Origin of the sequence: Streptomyces sp. Y2F8-2 (genome assembly GCF_014905555.1) — a bacterium.
Lineage (GTDB): Bacteria > Actinomycetota > Actinomycetes > Streptomycetales > Streptomycetaceae > Streptomyces > Streptomyces cynarae.
This window is the reverse complement of the sequence record NZ_BNGS01000002.1, coordinates 508,280-524,536: the sequence shown is the minus strand read 5'-3', so window position 1 is coordinate 524,536 and position 16,257 is coordinate 508,280. Positions and strand designations below refer to the sequence as shown.

General features: G+C 69.7%; 12 protein-coding genes. 5 read left to right on the top strand and 7 right to left on the bottom strand.

The window, feature by feature from the left end:
* Positions 1-168 precede the first annotated feature (168 nt).
* From SY2F82_RS07770 to SY2F82_RS07755, 4 genes are all read right to left on the bottom strand, one after another.
* Positions 169-1,764, bottom strand: coding sequence for an acyl-CoA ligase (AMP-forming), exosortase A system-associated (locus SY2F82_RS07770; protein WP_200418210.1), 1,596 nt, complete (start codon positions 1,762-1,764; stop codon positions 169-171).
* Positions 1,765-1,944: 180 nt separating this feature from the next.
* Entirely contained in the window at positions 1,945-2,952 is a 1,008-nt protein-coding gene (locus tag SY2F82_RS07765) for a TauD/TfdA family dioxygenase (protein WP_200418209.1), read from the bottom strand.
* Positions 2,953-2,991: 39 nt separating this feature from the next.
* Positions 2,992-3,222 carry a hypothetical protein gene (locus tag SY2F82_RS07760; protein ID WP_200418208.1) on the bottom strand — a complete coding sequence of 77 codons (231 nt, stop codon included), beginning with the start codon at positions 3,220-3,222 and terminating at the stop codon, positions 2,992-2,994.
* Between the two features lie 323 nt (positions 3,223-3,545).
* On the bottom strand, positions 3,546-6,395 hold the full coding sequence (locus SY2F82_RS07755) for a Pls/PosA family non-ribosomal peptide synthetase (protein ID WP_236041257.1): 2,850 nt from the start codon (positions 6,393-6,395) through the stop codon (positions 3,546-3,548).
* Positions 6,396-6,577: 182 nt separating this feature from the next.
* Between SY2F82_RS07755 and SY2F82_RS39825 the strand changes: the two genes are divergently transcribed.
* Positions 6,578-7,276, top strand: coding sequence for a transposase family protein (locus SY2F82_RS39825; RefSeq protein ID WP_374707135.1), 699 nt, complete (start codon positions 6,578-6,580; stop codon positions 7,274-7,276).
* Between the two features lie 305 nt (positions 7,277-7,581).
* On the top strand, positions 7,582-8,697 hold the full coding sequence (rsgA, locus tag SY2F82_RS07740) for a ribosome small subunit-dependent GTPase A (protein WP_200418207.1): 1,116 nt from the start codon (positions 7,582-7,584) through the stop codon (positions 8,695-8,697).
* Positions 8,698-8,830: 133 nt separating this feature from the next.
* Here the strand turns inward: rsgA and SY2F82_RS07735 are convergent, their stop codons facing one another.
* Positions 8,831-9,811 carry a helix-turn-helix transcriptional regulator gene (locus SY2F82_RS07735; protein ID WP_200418206.1) on the bottom strand — a complete coding sequence of 327 codons (981 nt, stop codon included), beginning with the start codon at positions 9,809-9,811 and terminating at the stop codon, positions 8,831-8,833.
* Between the two features lie 355 nt (positions 9,812-10,166).
* Between SY2F82_RS07735 and SY2F82_RS07730 the strand changes: the two genes are divergently transcribed.
* Positions 10,167-11,633 carry a protein phosphatase 2C domain-containing protein gene (locus SY2F82_RS07730; protein WP_200418205.1) on the top strand — a complete coding sequence of 489 codons (1,467 nt, stop codon included), beginning with the start codon at positions 10,167-10,169 and terminating at the stop codon, positions 11,631-11,633.
* A gap of 54 nt (positions 11,634-11,687) precedes the next feature.
* The gene (locus SY2F82_RS07725) at positions 11,688-13,430 is read left to right on the top strand and encodes a pyruvate dehydrogenase (RefSeq protein WP_200418204.1); all 1,743 of its coding nucleotides are present in this window, start codon (positions 11,688-11,690) and stop codon (positions 13,428-13,430) included.
* A 98-nt stretch (positions 13,431-13,528) separates the two neighbouring features.
* On the opposite strand, the gene SY2F82_RS07720 is transcribed toward SY2F82_RS07725, so the two are convergent.
* Positions 13,529-14,143: a hypothetical protein gene (locus SY2F82_RS07720; protein ID WP_200418203.1), complete on the bottom strand. Its 615-nt coding sequence runs from the start codon at positions 14,141-14,143 to the stop codon at positions 13,529-13,531.
* A gap of 305 nt (positions 14,144-14,448) precedes the next feature.
* Here SY2F82_RS07720 and SY2F82_RS07715 point away from each other — a divergent pair, with 305 nt between their 5' ends.
* On the top strand, positions 14,449-14,901 hold the full coding sequence (locus tag SY2F82_RS07715; RefSeq protein WP_236041255.1) for an ATP-binding protein: 453 nt from the start codon (positions 14,449-14,451) through the stop codon (positions 14,899-14,901).
* A gap of 94 nt (positions 14,902-14,995) precedes the next feature.
* On the opposite strand, the gene SY2F82_RS07710 is transcribed toward SY2F82_RS07715, so the two are convergent.
* Complete coding sequence (locus SY2F82_RS07710) at positions 14,996-16,039, bottom strand: DUF2637 domain-containing protein (protein WP_200418201.1); 1,044 nt, start codon at positions 16,037-16,039, stop codon at positions 14,996-14,998.
* Positions 16,040-16,257 lie beyond the last annotated feature (218 nt).

The following is a 16,257-nucleotide window of genomic DNA, read 5'->3' as shown; positions in this document are numbered from 1 at the left end:
CCGTCACAAGGTCGCCGATCGCGGCACGCGGAAGGCAGACATCACGTGCGAGCAGGTCGAGCGGGGTGCACAAGCATCCGAAGGAGTCCGACCGGATGCCGCCGATGTGGAGCGTGCCGTCGGCGATCGCGAACCGGCTGCTCGTGGGATGCGCGTAGGCGCCTGAGTTCATGCGGGGTCCTGAGGGCGGGAGGCGGTGAGCTCGTGGCGAAGGAATGCCCGGTCGAACTTGCCGTTCGGCGTTCGGGGCAGGTCGCTGAGGACCACCACCTCGGCGGGCACCATGTAGCCGGGTAGTTCCTGCCGCAGGCGTGCGGTCACCGCGGCCGGGTCGAAGCCGGCGGGATCGCAGGGTGTCACGACGAGGACGATCCGGTGGCCAAGTGCCTCGTCCTCGAGGCCGAGCGCGACGGCATCGTGGACCAGGCCGGTCTCGTACGCCACTTCCTCGATCTCTTGCGGGCTGACCCGATATCCCCGTGTCTTGATCATGTCGTCACGCCGTCCGACGAAGTACAGGAAGCCCTCCTCGTCGCGGACGACGACATCGCCGGACCAGACCGCCAACTCGGGCGTACACAGCTCGACCGGACGGTTCGGCGGCGGCCGGAACCGCTCGGCCGTGCGCTCCGCGTCATTCCAATAACCCAACGAAACAAGCGGACCTCGGTGTACCAGCTCACCCGGCTCTCCCGGACCGCACAGGCCGCCGTCCTCCCGGACCACGAGGATCTCGGCGTTCGGGATGGCCTTGCCGATCGAATCGGGCCGCCGGTCGACCTCCCGGGGATCGAGGTAGGTGGAGCGGAACGCCTCCGTGAGGCCGTACATCAGGTAGGGCGTTGCGTTCGGGAAGATCGCTCGCAGTCGTTGCAGGGTGACGCCGGGGAGTCGCCCCCCGGTGTTCGCGAAGTAGCGCACCTCGGCCACGGCCTCGGACGGCCACGTCTGGGCTGCGAGCTGGATCCACAGCGGCGGTATGCCCACCAGCCCGGTGATGCGGTACTTCGCGCACGGCCGGACGACATCCCCCGGCAGCAGGTAGTTGGCGAGCACCACCTGGGCGCCGACGCAGAAGCCGGTCGTCAATTGGCTCAGTCCGGCGTCGAAGCTCAGCGGGAGAACGGCCAGGATTCGGTCCTCTGCCGTGTTGTTCAGGTAACTGCTGACGCTCTCCGCGCCGACGACCAGGTTGCGGTGCGACAGCACGACGCCCTTCGGGGCCCCGGTGCTCCCCGACGTGTAGAGGATCGCGGCCACATCCGTGTCGACGCCGCCCGTCGGAGGAGACAGGGCCTGGCTCGAACGCTCGGCGACCTTCGACCAGGGGAGCACGCGGTAAGGGGCTTCCCCGTCCTCAACAAGCGAGTCGCCCAGCACGAGGACGTGGGAGAGTGACTTGCAGGCGGCGAGTTCGGCGCGCAGGGTCCGCAGCCGGTCCGTGGAGGTCACCAGTACCCGCACGGCGCAGTCGTCGAGGATGTGCCTCACTTGCCCGGGCCGCAGCATGGGATTCACCGGGACGAACACGCCACCGGCCCGCGAGCAGGCGAGCAGCGCCACGACGGTCTCGATCCGCTTGTCGAGGTAGATCGCGACGCGCTCGCCACCGTCGAGGCCGAGGTCGCGCAGGCCGGCGGCCGCGAGCTCCGTCCGCTCGTGCAGATCGGAGTAGGAGATCGTGGTCGTCCGTGTGGTCAGGGCGGGCGCGCCGGAGTTGCGTTGGGCGGACCTCGCAACGAGGTCCGGCAATCGGGTGATCATCTCGGCGGATTCCTTTCTGCCGCTTGTGCCTGGCAGCCGACGATTCCCAGCCCTCTGCCCCGCGCCGGCTCGTCTCCTAGGGCAGGGCCGGGATCGCCTGGGCGCCAGACGCGGGGGTTCGACAGCTCGCGGTGACCAGGGCCCCGGAGATGACCGCGAACGGTCGCATGAGGGACGTGGTCACCCGGCGTTCACCTCGACGGTCGGCGAGCAGTCGGCCAGGCGCACCGGGTCGACCATCCCGACCAGGACTTCACGCGGTCCGGTGAAGGGCTCCCTGCTGTGTGCGCTGCGAATGTTGTCGACGAGCATCAGATCGCCTGCCTGCCAGGGCTCCCGCGTGGTTTCGGCCTTGTACACCTCGTTGAGCAGCTGCACGACGTCCTCGCCTATCGGGTCGCCGCCCCCGAAGCGGGTGGTGAACGGCAGCCCCTCGGCGCCGTAGGTGTCGACCAGGAACTCGTGCACCTCGGGATCGAGCGTCCACTCGTTGAGGAAGGCGATCTGGTTGAACCAGCAGCGCCGCCCGGTGACCGGGTGCCGCACCACCGCGCTGCGGCGCTGCCAGGTGCACAGCCCGCCATCGGGTTGCCACTCGAACTCGATGGCATTGGCGCGGCAGTAGCTCTCGACCGCGCCACGGTCCTCGGTGCCGAACGCCTCGGCGACCGACGTGCCGATCTCCTCGTTGTAGTGGCGGACGAGCATCCAGCCCTCCCGCTCGAGCCGTTCAACGAGGTCACCGGGCAGCGCGTCGAGCGCGGCCGCCGAGTCCGCCACACCGGTCGCCCCGCCTTCGGTGGGCGCGGACAGGCACGCGAAGAGCATCAGGCCGGGAAACTCGAGCCGGTAGCTCAGTTCGTGGTGCATGCACATCGGCTGGTTCGGCGGCCACTTCGAGGAGGAGTACACGCCCTCTGCGTAGGTCCGCCGGGAGGCGAAGGCCTCTCTCTCGGTCATCGGGCCGGTGCGGGCCAGTTGGTGGAAGACGGCGGCGGTCTCGGCCGCGTCGCGCAGCCCGAGGCCGCGGACGAGGACCGATCCGTGCTCGGCGACCACCGCGCGCAGCGTCACGCGGTGCTCGGCTGCCCAGCGCACCGCGTCGCCGGCAGGCCTGGTGTGCAGGATCGGCGGTTTGCCGGGTTGCAGGTCCACCTCGAGCAGCGCCGCCTGGGAAGAGGACGACATCTCATTTCTCCTTGATTCCTCGATGTCCACGATGTCCACTCAGGAAGGAGCCACCGATTCGGTGACACATGGCACGCCTGGTGCTGTCTCGAGCATGTCGTCGACCAGCACGGCCAGATCGGCGAGGACCGGATGGTGGGTGAGGCCCTCGAGCGAGACTGCGCGGGCCAGGGCGATCGCCGGCCGCAACGCCGACAGCGACGTGCCGCACAGGTCGAAGAAGTGGTCCCGCCGGCTGACCTGGTCGGCCGGGAGGCCGAGCACCTTCACCCAGGCGGCCGCCGGCCGCCGCTCGGCCGGCGTGTTCGGGGCGTGGTAGTCCTCCTCGGCGACGGAGCTCCGCGAGCTCTCCGGCGAGCGCCGCCGGCACCTTCGCGTGCGCGGCCGGCGCCACCGTGTGCAGCGGCAGCTCCAGCTCATAGGCCAGTCGGCGCACGCCTGCCGCAAGGTCGTCATCAAGTGTCGCGACGCGCTCGGCGACGCCCGGTGCAGGGTCGAGCGTCCACCGAGGGATCGCGGTCGCGCGGCCCGCGCGCAGGACAGGCCGCCAGAACTCCCGGCCGGTTTCAACCCGTTGGTCCATCGAATCGTCCCTACGTGCCACGTTTGCCGGGTGTCAGTCGCCGCGGACGAACACGGCGGCGCAGTCGTCGAGGCCGATCCTGCGCACCTGAAAGGTCAGCCGACTGCTCGCGCATCTTCTTGGCCGGGTTCCCGCCCCACAGTTCGTGCGGTGGCATTTCCTCGCCCTTCATGAGGAAGGAGCTGGTGGCAAGCACCGCGCCGTCGCCCATGGTCACGCCGTAGTGGACGAATGCGCCGACACCGAGCGTGCAGCCGGCACCGATCACGACGCGGTCCGACTTGAATCCTCCGTCCTCCTGCGAGTGGCACTGAACGATGGTGTCCACATTGAGGGTGCAGTCGTCCCCGATCGTGGTGAACGTCCGCTCGGGCACGCGGAGGCCGTCGTCGAAGACCCGGCGGCCGATTCGCATACCCAGCAGCCGCCAGATCACGTTCTTGAGCGGGGTGCCGTTGAAGAGGAGGACATAGGCGAGGGAACTCACTTTCCAGAAGCGTTCGTGCCGCCAGAAAGCGCGGTCGTAGATCGAGCAGCCCTGCGGCCGCAAGGCCTGCAGCGGCCGGACCAGCCGGTCGACCAGGACGTTGTAGGCGACGGTGAAGACGAAGACCCCGGCGGTGGCCAGTGCAAACGCGAGCGCACCCAGGGAGCCCCACAGGTCGATGGCGGCCAGGTAGAGCACGGTGACGATGAAGATGAAGATCCAGCGCACCAGCAGGAACAGCGCCATGCTGATGGTGTTGTAGACGTTCTTGGCCCACAGGCGGCGGCGCAGCTCGTCCTCGCTCCCCACGTCGAGCTGCTTGTCACGCTTGACGGACCGCGGGATCACGAAGCTGGGCGCGCCCAGCAGGCCCACGCCTTCCCGCACCTGCCCGTCGACGGGAGCCATGACCTTCGTCGCGAGGAGGCAGTTGTCGCCCGTCTTGCCCTGCGCCGGATAGGCGATCATGTTCCCAAGGAAGTTCTCCGCCCCGATCGACACGCGGGACACCCGGAACGACGTGTTCGAGAAATCGGCATTGATGATGGACAGCCCGTCCGCGACCATCGTTCCGCTGCCGACCGCGCTGAGGAACGGGGTGTCGTGCTTGACCATTTCGCCGAAGTTCGAACCGGTCTGCCTCACCCCGCGAAGGCCGTAGCCCAGCCAACGCAGGTAGTGGACGACGTAGGAGGTGCCACCGAAGAGAGTTATGTGGAACCTGCTGTTGCTCGTGCGGGCGATCGCGCGGTGGATCCAGTAGTGGAATCCGTACAGCGGGTAGACCTTGTCCGGCTTGATGAAGAGGTTCAGCACGCGCGGAACGGTTCCCACGAACACGAGGCCGACGAGCACGGCGCCGAAGAAGAGCACGGCGGACATGACCAGCGCGTCGTCGCGGTAGAACGCCCAGCTCGTGAAGGAGACCGGTCCCGCGGCCGACAGCGTGACGAGCTGCGGGACCTTCGTGAGCGCGAGGACCACGACGACGAACATCAGCGGCGTACCCACCAGAAGCAGATTCACCAGCTGCACGGTCGCGAAGACGACCCGTCGCCGGGTGCTGACGTCCATCGTGGGGATCCGCTGGGAGTCGACGTCGGTCGGCTGCGCGGGGGAGCCGTGCCAGCGCTCCCCGTCGGGCGCGGTCTGTCCGGCGTGCAGCGAGGAGGAGTGCCCCAGCTGGGCCCCGTCACCCAGCGAGGTCCAGATGTCGAGCACCGTCATTTCGCCGACGAGCGCGTCCTTGCCGAGGCTGACCGAGCCCGTCTGGATAATGCCGTTGTGGGCCCGGTAGCCGTTGAAGAACGAATCCTTCCGGATCACCGCGCCGTCGCCGATGCTGAGCAGGTCGGTGCACACGGGCACGTTCCTGGAGAAGATGACGGCGCCGCGTCCCACCTTGGCGCCCAGTGCCCTCAGGTAGAGCACGTAGAGCGGTGAACCGACGAACAGCGCCATCGGGTTCCGCTGGACCAGGGTCTTGACGAGCCAGAAGCGGAAGTACGCCATGCTCCAGACGCGGATCTGCTGCGTCTTCCACCGGCCGACGAGCACCCACTTGAGCAGGATCGGAAGGGCGCAGAGGCCGAGGAACATCGCGCCGCCGTACGCGACCGCCCGCAGGTAGATGCTGACCGGGTTCGGGCCGGCCGAGACCCATGTGTAGCCCTTCACCGCGACGATCGTGGTAAGGGCGGGGTAGCCGAGGAGGAACAGGAGCTGCAAAGCCCCGCAGAGGATGTACTCGCCATTGCGCGCCCGCCTGGGCGGCTCAATGAGAGCCGCCGGAGTTGCCGGCTGCGGGGCAGGCCTGGTTTTGGTGTCGGTTTTTGTGTCGGCGAGGGCGGCTGTGAGCTTTCGAATCGTCGGGTGCTTGTAGACGTCGGGCATCGACACCGGGGGGAGGTCGGGCTGTTTGCGTACCCGGGCGCAGAAACGGGCCATCGTCATCGAGTCGGCACCGAGGTCGTCGAAGAAGTGGCTGTCGACGGTCACGTGTTCGGTGCCCACGATGTCGGCCAGCATGACGGCGAAGCGTTGCTCGCATTTGGCGAGAGTGGTCGGTTTGTCGGCCGGTTCGGCGGTCAGGACGTCGTCGGCGAGGGCGGCTGTGAGCTTTCGAATTGTCGGGTGTTTGTAGACGTCGGGCATCGACACCGGGGGGAGGTCTGGCTGTTTGCGTACCCGGGCGCAGAAACGGGCCATCGTCATCGAGTCGGCACCGAGGTCGTCGAAGAAGTGGCTGTCGACGGTCACGTGTTCGGCGCCCACGATGTCGGCCAGCATGACGGCGAAGCGTTGCTCGCATTTGGCGACAGTGGTCGGTTTGTCGGCCGGTTCGGCGGTCAAGACGTCGTGAGAGTTCCCCATCGGCTGGGTCCCTTGAAGAAGATCAGAGTGGTCGACGCAGGCGCGCTGAACTGCATGAGCGAGGTTTACGCGCTTGCCTGGACCGCTATGGGGGCTGGGGCCGGACCGCAGCTGAGTGATCGCCCACCTTGACCGTGGCGGTTTCGGCTGGCCCTACTCAACGGTCTGATCCGGCCGACTGGATGGACAATATTGCTTACGCGCAACGCCTCCCTCGACCGCAGCGGCAAGGGGCCGGCCGATGGATCCTCCGTCCCCATCGGCAACCGCCGCTGCCGTTCATCCAGGTGCGGAAAAGATCACACCGGACTTCGCGGCTGGTCCAGCCTCGAGCTCCTGCCCCATCCCCTCAGCGCAATCCTGGTCTCCTGAAAGTGGTCGCCAGAACAGAAAACCACGGGCCTTTTCTCAGGCTACGACTGTGTGCGCAAGGGGGCGAGCTGACGCTCGCCGAGCAGGAGAGGCGGGAGTCGAGGCCCCGGCATTCAGGCAGGTCATCCCGGTTCACGGTGATCGGCGGGCGGGACCGGGAAGCAAGCAGACACGGCCCCTTATGGATCATGGAGGTGTCGAAGCTCCACGGTCGGCCAAGGATGCCGTGTCCGTTCCCCCACCATCTCCCACGTCCGCTGCCGTGCTGTCAGCGGCCTCGCCTCCGGAGCCACGCCGGGCCCCGGGGCGGGGAAGTCGCCGCGCTGCCGGCCGAGTTCGCCCGCCTCCCCGATCCCCGTGCCGGGCGCGGACGCCGCTTCCCGCTACCGTCTCTCCTGGCGTTGTCCGTGTGCGCGCCGACTCCGGCGGGCCACGACTCGCTCACCGCGGCGGCCGACTGGTGCCGACGTGCCACCGTCCGCGTCCTCGCGCTCTGCGGACCCACATGATCACAACCCGCACAGACAACCTGAACGCCGGGGCCCTGGACCAGCGCTGCCTGTGACCCCGCCGATAAATCGGTGGCGTCCGAATGCGGGCGCCTCTAGGGTGAAGTCCGCTTCACGTGGTGGCCGTTGGCCGCTGCTGTCGGCCGGGTGAGAAACGGGAGGTGTGACCGATGGCTGTCTCTGTGATGGGCGCTGCCCGCAATCAGAAGTTCATCCACTCCACCTCCGTGGTCTCCGGCTGATCTTTCCTGCTTCTTCGCGCCTGTGAGTGCGCGCGGCCGGGGCCGCCCTGTGAAGGGTTCCCCTTGAATCTCTCTTCTCTTTCGGCTCCTTCGGCTTCGTCGCACCCTCTGGCCCCGTACGGCTGGGACGGGCGATGGGAAGCGGAGTTCGCTCCCTATGCCGAGCAGGGCCTCCTGCCAGGCCGTGTCGTACGGGTCGACCGTGGCCAGTGCGACGTTGTCACCCCCGTCGGTACCGTCCGTGCCGACACCGAGTTCGTCGTCCCCCGTGACCCGATGAAGGTCGTGTGCACGGGAGACTGGGTCGCGGTCGACCCTGAAGGCAGCGATCCGCGGTACGTACGGACGTATCTGCCGCGCCGTACCGCCTTCGTGCGCTCCACCTCCTCCAAGCGGTCCGAGGGGCAGATCCTCGCCGCCAACGTCGACCACGCGGTCGTCGCCGTCTCGCTCGCCGCGGAGCTGGACCTCGGCCGCATCGAACGCTTCCTCGCCCTGGCCTGGGAGTCCGGGGCGCAGCCGGTCGTGGTGCTCACCAAGGCCGACGTGGTGCCGGACGCGACGACGCTCTCGTACTTCGTCCAGGACGTGGAGACCACCGCGCCCGGCGTGCCGGTGCTGACGGTCAGCGCGCGGCAGGGCGAAGGGCTCGACGTGCTGACCGGGGTCCTGTCCGGTGGTACGTCCGTGCTGCTGGGGCAGTCCGGCGCGGGCAAGTCCACCCTGGCCAACGCACTCCTCGGCGAGGACGTCATGCAGGTCCAGGCCACGCGGGAGATGGACGAGAAGGGCCGCCATACGACGACCACGCGCAACCTGCTCGCGCTGCCGGGCGGGGGAGCGCTGATCGACACGCCGGGGCTGCGCGGGGTCGGTCTCTGGGACGCCGAGAGCGGGGTCGGGCAGGTCTTCTCCGAGATCGAGGAACTGGCCGAGCGGTGCCGCTTCCACGACTGCGCGCACGCCGCGGAGCCGGGCTGCGCGGTGCTGGAGGCGGTCGAGGCCGGGGAACTGCCGCAGCGGCGCCTGGAGAGCTACCGGAAGCTGCTGCGGGAGAACCAGTGGATCGTGGCGAAGACGGACGCGCGCGTACGGGCGGAGCTGCGGCGGGACTGGAAGAGGAAGGGAGCACAGGGCCGGGCGGCGATGGAGGCCAAGCGGGGGCGCCGGTCGTCCTAGCCGCGGCGATCGTCCTTCCCTCCAGAGCCTTGACGGCCTGGGGGGAGGGACGACGTCCCCACAGGTGACCGGCCGTCAGGCCGGCAGGCAGCGGTGAGTCGAACACGCCGAGGTCACGCGCCGGTGTGCCGGCTCAGCTCCGGGCCACCCAGCCCCGCTCGTACGCCTGCCAGCCCAGTTGCAGACGGGTCGTCACCCCGGTCAGTTCCATCAGCCGTTTCACCCGGCGCTGTACCGTCCTCAGGCCCAGGTCGAGCTGTTTGGCGACGCTCGCGTCGGTCAGACCCGCCAGCAGCAGGGACAGCACCTCCAGGTCGATGCCGTCGGGGCCGCCCGGGCCCTGCTTGGTGACGCCGGACGCGCCGAGCCTGAGCGGCAGCGCGTCCCGCCACACCGACTCGAACAGCCCGGACAGCAGCTCCAGCAGCCCGCTGGCATGGACGACGAGCGCGGCCGGCTCCGACGTGTGCGAGGTGAGCGGCACCATGGCCAGCGACCGGTCGGCGACCACCAGCTTGGTCGGCACCGTCTCGACGACCCGCACCTGTTCGTCACGGCCGAGCGCGGCGGTCAGCTCGGTGATGCCGTCGGGCCGGTCGAGCACCGCCCGCTCCACCACCACCCGGTAACGTACCCCGCCTCCGGCCGCCTGCTCCTCCGCGTCGTTCTCCGTGCCGGTCACGGCGACCGGGTTGCCGGTGACCAGGGCGCACACCTCCTCGGTCGCGCCGAGCTGGAGCTGCAGGAACCGCTGGGTGACCGCGGACGCGCCGATCACCACCTCGACCAGGTCGTGCACCGCGGGCTCGGAGGCCGCCGCCCGGTACTCCTCGGCCAGCAGCGCGGCAGCGAGTTCGGCCCGCTCCAGCTCGTGCCGCTGCTGGGTGAGCAGCGCGCCCAGCGCCACGCCGGGAGGTGCCGCGACCCAGCGGCCGGGCCGCCCCGACGACTGGGCGGCGAGTCCGCGCCGCTCCAGTCCGCGCAGGGCGCGCTCGGTGTCCTGCTCACCGAGCATCAGCCGCCGCGCCAGATCGGGCACGTCCGCGGCGCCCACGGACACCAGTGCCCGATACGCGGACTCGTGGGTCTCGTCCAGGCCTATCGCTGCCAGCATCAACCGTCCGTCCCTCCCCGACGACAAGTCCGGCGGCGCGTGCCGTGGCGGGAAACGGCCACGGCGCAAACCCGCCTGCCGACATCATCGCGGCAGCCCCCGCCCCTCTGCCAAGGTGACGTCGGTGCAGCCCACAAGACGTGACGGGGCTCCGGAGGCGTGCCGGCCCGTCACCGTGGTGCCGCCGGGCGGTTCCCCTGTGGGGGGTGGGATCGTCCGGCGGCGCCCTTCGTTCCCGGCCGGTTCGTATCACCGTTCGAGGCGTCGTCCGACACGCCGAGCACGGGACGGTCGCCCGGCCGGAATTTCCCGATGCCCCGTTTTCCACCGCCCCCGGCGGTGGACAATCGGGGGCATGAGCCAGCAGGGGGACAGGTCCACCGGCCACCAGGACGACTGGTGGGGGCAGTTGTACGACGACTCCACCGGGGACACGGGACCGGCTTCCGCGTCCGACACCCTCGACGACCGCTTCGCCTCCGCGGCGGGGACGGTGGGGCAGGATGCGGCGCGGGGAAGCGGCCACCGGGAGGAGGACGCCCCCCGCCCCAGCGCCCGCCCCGAGGCCCGCACATCGTGGGAGCCCCCGTCCGCCCTGCCACCGGACCCGGTGGCTTTCCCGCCCACCCCGAAGCCACCGGCCGACCCTCTGGAGCCACCTGCCGAGCCACCTGCCGTCCCCTCCAAGCCATCGGCCGAGGCCCTGAAGCCACCGGCCGTCCCCTCCAAGCCATCGGCCGAGACCCCGAAACCACCGGCCGTCCCCGCGCAGCCCGCACCCGGCGCCACCGCGCCGGAACCGCCGCCTGACGCGCCGTCGGACACGCCGCCTTCGCCGCCCCTCCCGCGCACCCCGCCCCCGGTGGACTACATCGGCTCCGGCCCGCCCACCTACGACCCGGAGCCCACCGCCCTCCCGCCGGCCGACCCCGACCATCTCGCCGACCTCGTCCCCGACACCGCGCTGGACGGGGCCCGGTTCGGGTCCTGCACGCTGCGGGCGGTCTCCGCGCGCGGGGACTCCGCCCGATTCCGGGGCGAGCCGCGACGCGACTGCCTGCTCACCGCCCGCTTCGGTACGGGTGACCAGGCCCTCGTGCTCGTCGCCATGGCCACCGGCCGACGCGGCACTCCCGGCGCCCACCGTGCCGCCGCCGAGGCGTGTCACTGGATCGGCCGTGCCGTCGGGCGCAGTCACCTCCGCCTCGGCGAGGACATCCGGTCCGCCCGGCGCGGCGAGCTGAAGTCCGGCCTGCAACGGCTCACCGACCGAAGCCTCGGCAAGCTCCGCGCCGGCGCCGCCGCCCAGGGCGCCGACCCGGAGGAGTACACCGCCGACCTGCGCTGTCTGCTGCTGCCCGCCGACCCCGACTGCCGTATCCGCGTCTTCTTCGGTGTCGGCGCCGGCGGACTGTTCCGGCTGCGGGACGGCGAGTGGCAGGACATCGAGCCGCGCGCCGCCGACACCGTCGGCGAGCCGGTGGTCGGCTTCGGCTCCCTGCCCTCCGAGACCCCCGAGGGCGATCGGCTCACCATGGACCTCGGCATCACCACACCCCCGAGCCCGTACGAACCGGCCCTCGAGCCGCCCCGTTCACCCTTTCTGTTCCGTGCCTCCGTCGCCCAGCCGGGGGACACGCTCCTGCTGTGTTCCGCCGGCCTCGCCGACCCGCTGCGCGACGAACCCGAACTCGCCGAACACCTCACGGCCCGCTGGTCCACGGGCGAGGTGCCGGGTCTGGTGGCCTTCCTCGCCGACACGCTGGTGAGGGTGAAGGGCTACGCCGATGACCGTACGGCGGCCGCCGTCTGGGAGGCGTGATCGCGGTCCGTGTGGATACATGGATCCAGGGACAGCGAAGGGGTGCGTGGTTACATGGCCAAGCAGAACGTCGCCGACCAGTTCGTCGACATCCTCGTGCGGGCGGGGGTCAAGCGGCTCTACGGGGTGGTCGGCGACAGCCTGAACCCGATCGTGGACGCCGTGCGCCGCAACTCCGCGATCGACTGGGTGCACGTACGGCACGAGGAGACCGCCGCCTTCGCGGCCGGCGCCGAAGCCCAGATATCCGGCGGGCTGACCGCCTGCGCCGGCTCCTGCGGGCCCGGCAACCTCCACCTCATCAACGGCCTGTACGACGCCCACCGTTCGATGGCCCCGGTGCTGGCCCTCGCCTCGCACATACCCTCCAGCGAGATCGGCCTCGGGTACTTCCAGGAGACCCATCCCGACCAGCTGTTCCGCGAGTGCTCCCACTACAGCGAGCTGATATCCAACCCCCAGCAGATGCCCCGGCTGCTGCAGACGGCCATCCAGCACGCGATCGGCCGCAGCGGCGTGAGCGTCGTCTCGCTCCCCGGCGACATCGCCGCCCAGCCCGCCCCCGACCGGTCCGCCGAGACCGCCCTCGTCACCTCCCGGCCCAGCGTCCGCCCGGGTGACGCCGAGATCGACCGGCTCGTGGCGATGATCGACGAGGCGGAGAAGGTCACCCTCTTCTGCGGCAGCGGCACCCGGGGTGCGCACGCCGAGGTGATGGAGTTCGCCGGGAAGATCAAGTCCCCGGTGGGGCACGCCCTGCGCGGCAAGGAATGGATCCAGTACGACAACCCGTACGACGTCGGCATGAGCGGCCTGCTCGGCTACGGCGCCGCCTACGAGGCCACCCACGAGTGCGACCTGCTGATCCTGCTGGGCACCGACTTCCCGTACAACGCCTTCCTGCCGAAGGACGTGAAGATCGCCCAGATCGACGTCCGTCCGGAGAACCTGGGCCGCCGCTCCAAGCTGGATCTCGCGGTGTGGGGCGATGTCAAGGAGACCCTGCGCTGTCTCATCCCGCGCGTGCGGACCAAGGAGAACCGGCGCTTCCTCGACAAGATGCTCAAGAAGCACGCCGACGCGCTGGAAGGCGTCGTCAAGGCGTACACGCGCAAGGTCGACAAGCACGTTCCGATCCACCCGGAGTACGTGGCCTCCGTCCTGGACGAAGTGGCCGATGACGACGCGGTGTTCACGATCGACACCGGGATGTGCAATGTGTGGGGCGCCCGCTACATCTCGCCCAACGGCCGTCGCCGCATCATCGGTTCGTTCTCCCACGGCTCGATGGCGAACGCGCTGCCGATGGCGATCGGGGCCCAGTTCACCGACCGGCGCCGGCAAGTGGTGTCGATGTCCGGTGACGGCGGGTTCTCCATGCTGATGGGCGACTTCCTCACCCTGGTGCAGTACGACCTGCCCGTGAAGGTGGTCGTGTTCAACAACTCCTCGCTCAGCATGGTGGAGTTGGAGATGATGGTCTCCGGACTGCCCTCGTACGGCACCGCCACCAAGAACCCCGACTTCGCGGCCGTGGCACGCGCGTGCGGCGCGTACGGCATACGGGTGGAGAAGCCCAAGCAGCTCGCGGGCGCCCTGAAGGACGCCTTCAGGCACAAGGGTCCGGCGCTGGTCGATGTCGTCACCGACCCGCACGCCCTGTCCATCCCGCCGAAGATCAGCGCGGAAATGGTGACGGGCTTCGCCCTGTCCGCCTCGAAGATCGTGCTGGAGGGCGGTGTCGGCCGCATGGTGCAGATGGCACGCTCCAACCTGCGCAACGTGCCACGGCCCTGACACGGCGCGCCTCGCTGTGCGAGGCTCCAAGACCGGAACCCCGGCCCGATTCCGGCGGGCCGGGGTTCTCCTTGTTGTGTCAGCGACGGACGGCTCGATCACTTGCCCTCGTGGTCGCGCCCGCCGTGGTCGCGGTCGTGGTCGTAGTCCTCGTGGTGGTGACGGATCACGCGGAAGCTGCCCACGACGCCGTGCTTGACCTTGACGCCGCCCTTGACGTGACGGGGGTGGACCCCGTCGCTCTGGCTCCAGGGGCCGACGATGGCGATGGGAGCGCCGTTGTCGCAGGTGGCCCCGGAGAAGACCTCGACGGTCTTCTTGCTGTCGTTGCGGATGTTGAGGCTCTTGGAGCCGAGGCCGCTGACGATCGTGACGCAGCCGTCCGGGATGGCCGGGTACTCACGCTCGTTGATGCGGACCTTGCCGTAGTACTCGTGGTCGTAGCCGCGACCGTAGTCCTCGTCGTGGTCCCCGTGGTCCCCGTGGTCCTCACGGTCCCCGTGGTCCTCACGGCCCTCGTTGCCCTTGCTGTTGTCGCCGTTGCCGCCCTGCGGGAGGGCGGGGGCGGCAGCGGGGGCGGGGGCCGCGGCGACCGGGGCGACGGGAGCCGCCTGGCCCGGCTCGGAAGCCGCGTTGGCGTAGGTGATGCCGGTGGCCGCCAGGGCCGCGGCAGCCGCGATCGCGGCGGTTACAACGGTGGAACGCGTTGCCATGTCACTTCTCCTGTCTGAGAGACGTCGGCTGAAAGCCGATGCGAGATTGAACGTACAGACCATCCTGATCTGTGTCATATCCGACATACCGACAATATGAATAACAATCCGTTTGGCCTAATGACGGCTGATACCACGTCACCAAGGAACGTCCCCGTGTCCCGAAGTCGAGGAGAAACGCCGTCACCATGACTGCCGGTTCGTCGGCGGGGCATGCATGTCCGTGGAGGTGTTCGAGCAGAGGGGAACCGGCATCCACCTACGGGGCGGGGGTCATGAAGAGGCGAGCACGAGGGGGCGGTCCCGTGGTGATCGGGGCCTCCTCGGCGAAGACGACGGAGGAAGCGACCGACACGCCGACGGACCGGTCGGCGGCCCCCCAGCTCAGGCGCCGGCTGGGACGGGCGGACCTACGGGCGGTGCCCGAAGCGCGCAGGGCGCTCAGGGAGTTGCTGCGGCACTGGGGAAGGCCGGGATGCTCCGAGATAGCGGAGCTGCTCACGAGTGAGCTGGTGACCAACGCGCTCATCCACACCGACCGCGACGCGGTCCTGACCGCGACCGTCTCAGCGCGCGGACTCCACGTGGAGGTAAGGGACTTCGCGGGACGCAGGCCGAGGCTGCACGCACCGAGCGACGACGACGGTACGCACGGCAGGGGACTGATCCTCGTCCAGTCGTTGGCGGACGCGTGGGGCGTGCGGGCGCACGGTGTGGGAAAGGCGGTGTGGTTCGACCTCGGTGCGGACGCCGCCTGAGGCGGTTGCCGCAGGGGCGCGCCGCAGGAGCCGCCGACAACGGGAAGGGGGCGCGGCATCGTGCCGCGCCCCCTTCCCGGGATGGTGTCCGGTCTCAGCCGAACTGCTGTTCAAGGTCCTTGAGTTTGCGCTCCAGGGAGTCGAGCCGCGGCAGCGCCATGGTGTCGTCCTCGGCGGTGAGGTCGACCGTGATGGGGTCAGCGGTGGAATTCCGGACGGGCTGGAGCGAGGGGCGGGTACGCGAGGGCAGTTCCCCCGCGGGTATGGCAGGCTCCGAGGAGACCGGTGCGGGGGCCCGCTCGACGGTCTGCACCTCGACCTGACGTCCGCCGTTGCCGCCGGTCAGCGCGCGGTGGCCGCGGCTGAGCGCCTTCAACTGCACCCGCTCGGCCCGCTGCTGCTCGCGGCGCCGCGCCTTGTTCAGCTGCTTCTGGCGCCGGTCCTCGCGCACTTCCTCCACGGCCTCGTCCAGGCTGCGCACACCCTCGAGGAGCATCAGCGACCAGGCCTTGTACGTCTCGATGGGCGCCCGCAGCCAGCGGACGATACGGATCTGCGGCAGCGGACGCGGCACCAGGCCCTGCTCGCGCAGTGCGGCGCGGCGGGTCTGCTTCAGTGCGCGGTCGAAGAGCACCGCCGCGGACAGCGACATGCCGGCGAAGAACTGCGGGGCGCCCGCGTGATCGATGCCCCTGGGGGCGTGCACCCAGTTGAACCAGGCGGACGCCGCCGCGAACGTCCACACCAGGATCCGGGAGCCGAGCGCCGCGTCGCCGTGGCTGGCCTCACGGACGGCGAGCACGGAGCAGAACATGGCCGCACCGTCCAGGCCGAACGGGACCAGGTACTCCCAGCCGTCGGTCAGGCCGAGGTTCTGCTGGCCGAAGCCGACCAGGCCGTGGAAGGAGAGTGCCGCGGCGACGGCCGCACAGCAGAAGAGGAGCACGTAGGAGGCCGTGGCGTAGATGGTCTCCTTGCGCCTGCGGCGCTCCTCGGCGCGCTCCCACGAGTCGTCCGCGCTCGCGTTTGCCCCGGAGGAGCGCTTGCCACGCGCGAGCACCGCCACCGCCACCAGCATGCCCAGGAGCAGTACGGCGCCCGGAAGCAGCCAGTTCAGCGATATGTCGGTCAGTCTCATCTGGGGTCCCTTGCATTGGGATAGGGCGTAACGCCCGCCATAGTGGCCCAATCCCGCCGCCCCTCAGGGGGTTTCGGGGCAAGAGGCCGCCACGGATGTGCAAGGGGATGCCCAGGACGGCGTTCTGCTCGAACTGCCGCTTGAGGGGCGGGAGTTGAGTTCGAACAAGACTACCCGTACCGGTGGTTCCACGGAAAGTTCCTGCGACAGGTGAGGAG

What these genes read in the sequence shown, in the direction of transcription:
- SY2F82_RS07770 (WP_200418210.1), bottom strand. Translation starts at nt 1,764, where the DNA reads ATGATCACCCGATTGCCGGACCTCGTTGCGAGGTCCGCCCAACGCAAC.
- SY2F82_RS07765 (WP_200418209.1), bottom strand. Translation starts at nt 2,952, where the DNA reads ATGTCGTCCTCTTCCCAGGCGGCGCTGCTCGAGGTGGACCTGCAACCC.
- SY2F82_RS07755 (WP_236041257.1), bottom strand. Translation starts at nt 6,395, where the DNA reads ATGGGGAACTCTCACGACGTCTTGACCGCCGAACCGGCCGACAAACCG.
- SY2F82_RS39825 (WP_374707135.1), top strand. Translation starts at nt 6,578, where the DNA reads ATGGACAATATTGCTTACGCGCAACGCCTCCCTCGACCGCAGCGGCAA.
- SY2F82_RS07735 (WP_200418206.1), bottom strand. Translation starts at nt 9,811, where the DNA reads ATGCTGGCAGCGATAGGCCTGGACGAGACCCACGAGTCCGCGTATCGG.
- SY2F82_RS07730 (WP_200418205.1), top strand. Translation starts at nt 10,167, where the DNA reads ATGAGCCAGCAGGGGGACAGGTCCACCGGCCACCAGGACGACTGGTGG.
- SY2F82_RS07725 (WP_200418204.1), top strand. Translation starts at nt 11,688, where the DNA reads ATGGCCAAGCAGAACGTCGCCGACCAGTTCGTCGACATCCTCGTGCGG.
- SY2F82_RS07720 (WP_200418203.1), bottom strand. Translation starts at nt 14,143, where the DNA reads ATGGCAACGCGTTCCACCGTTGTAACCGCCGCGATCGCGGCTGCCGCG.
- SY2F82_RS07710 (WP_200418201.1), bottom strand. Translation starts at nt 16,039, where the DNA reads ATGAGACTGACCGACATATCGCTGAACTGGCTGCTTCCGGGCGCCGTA.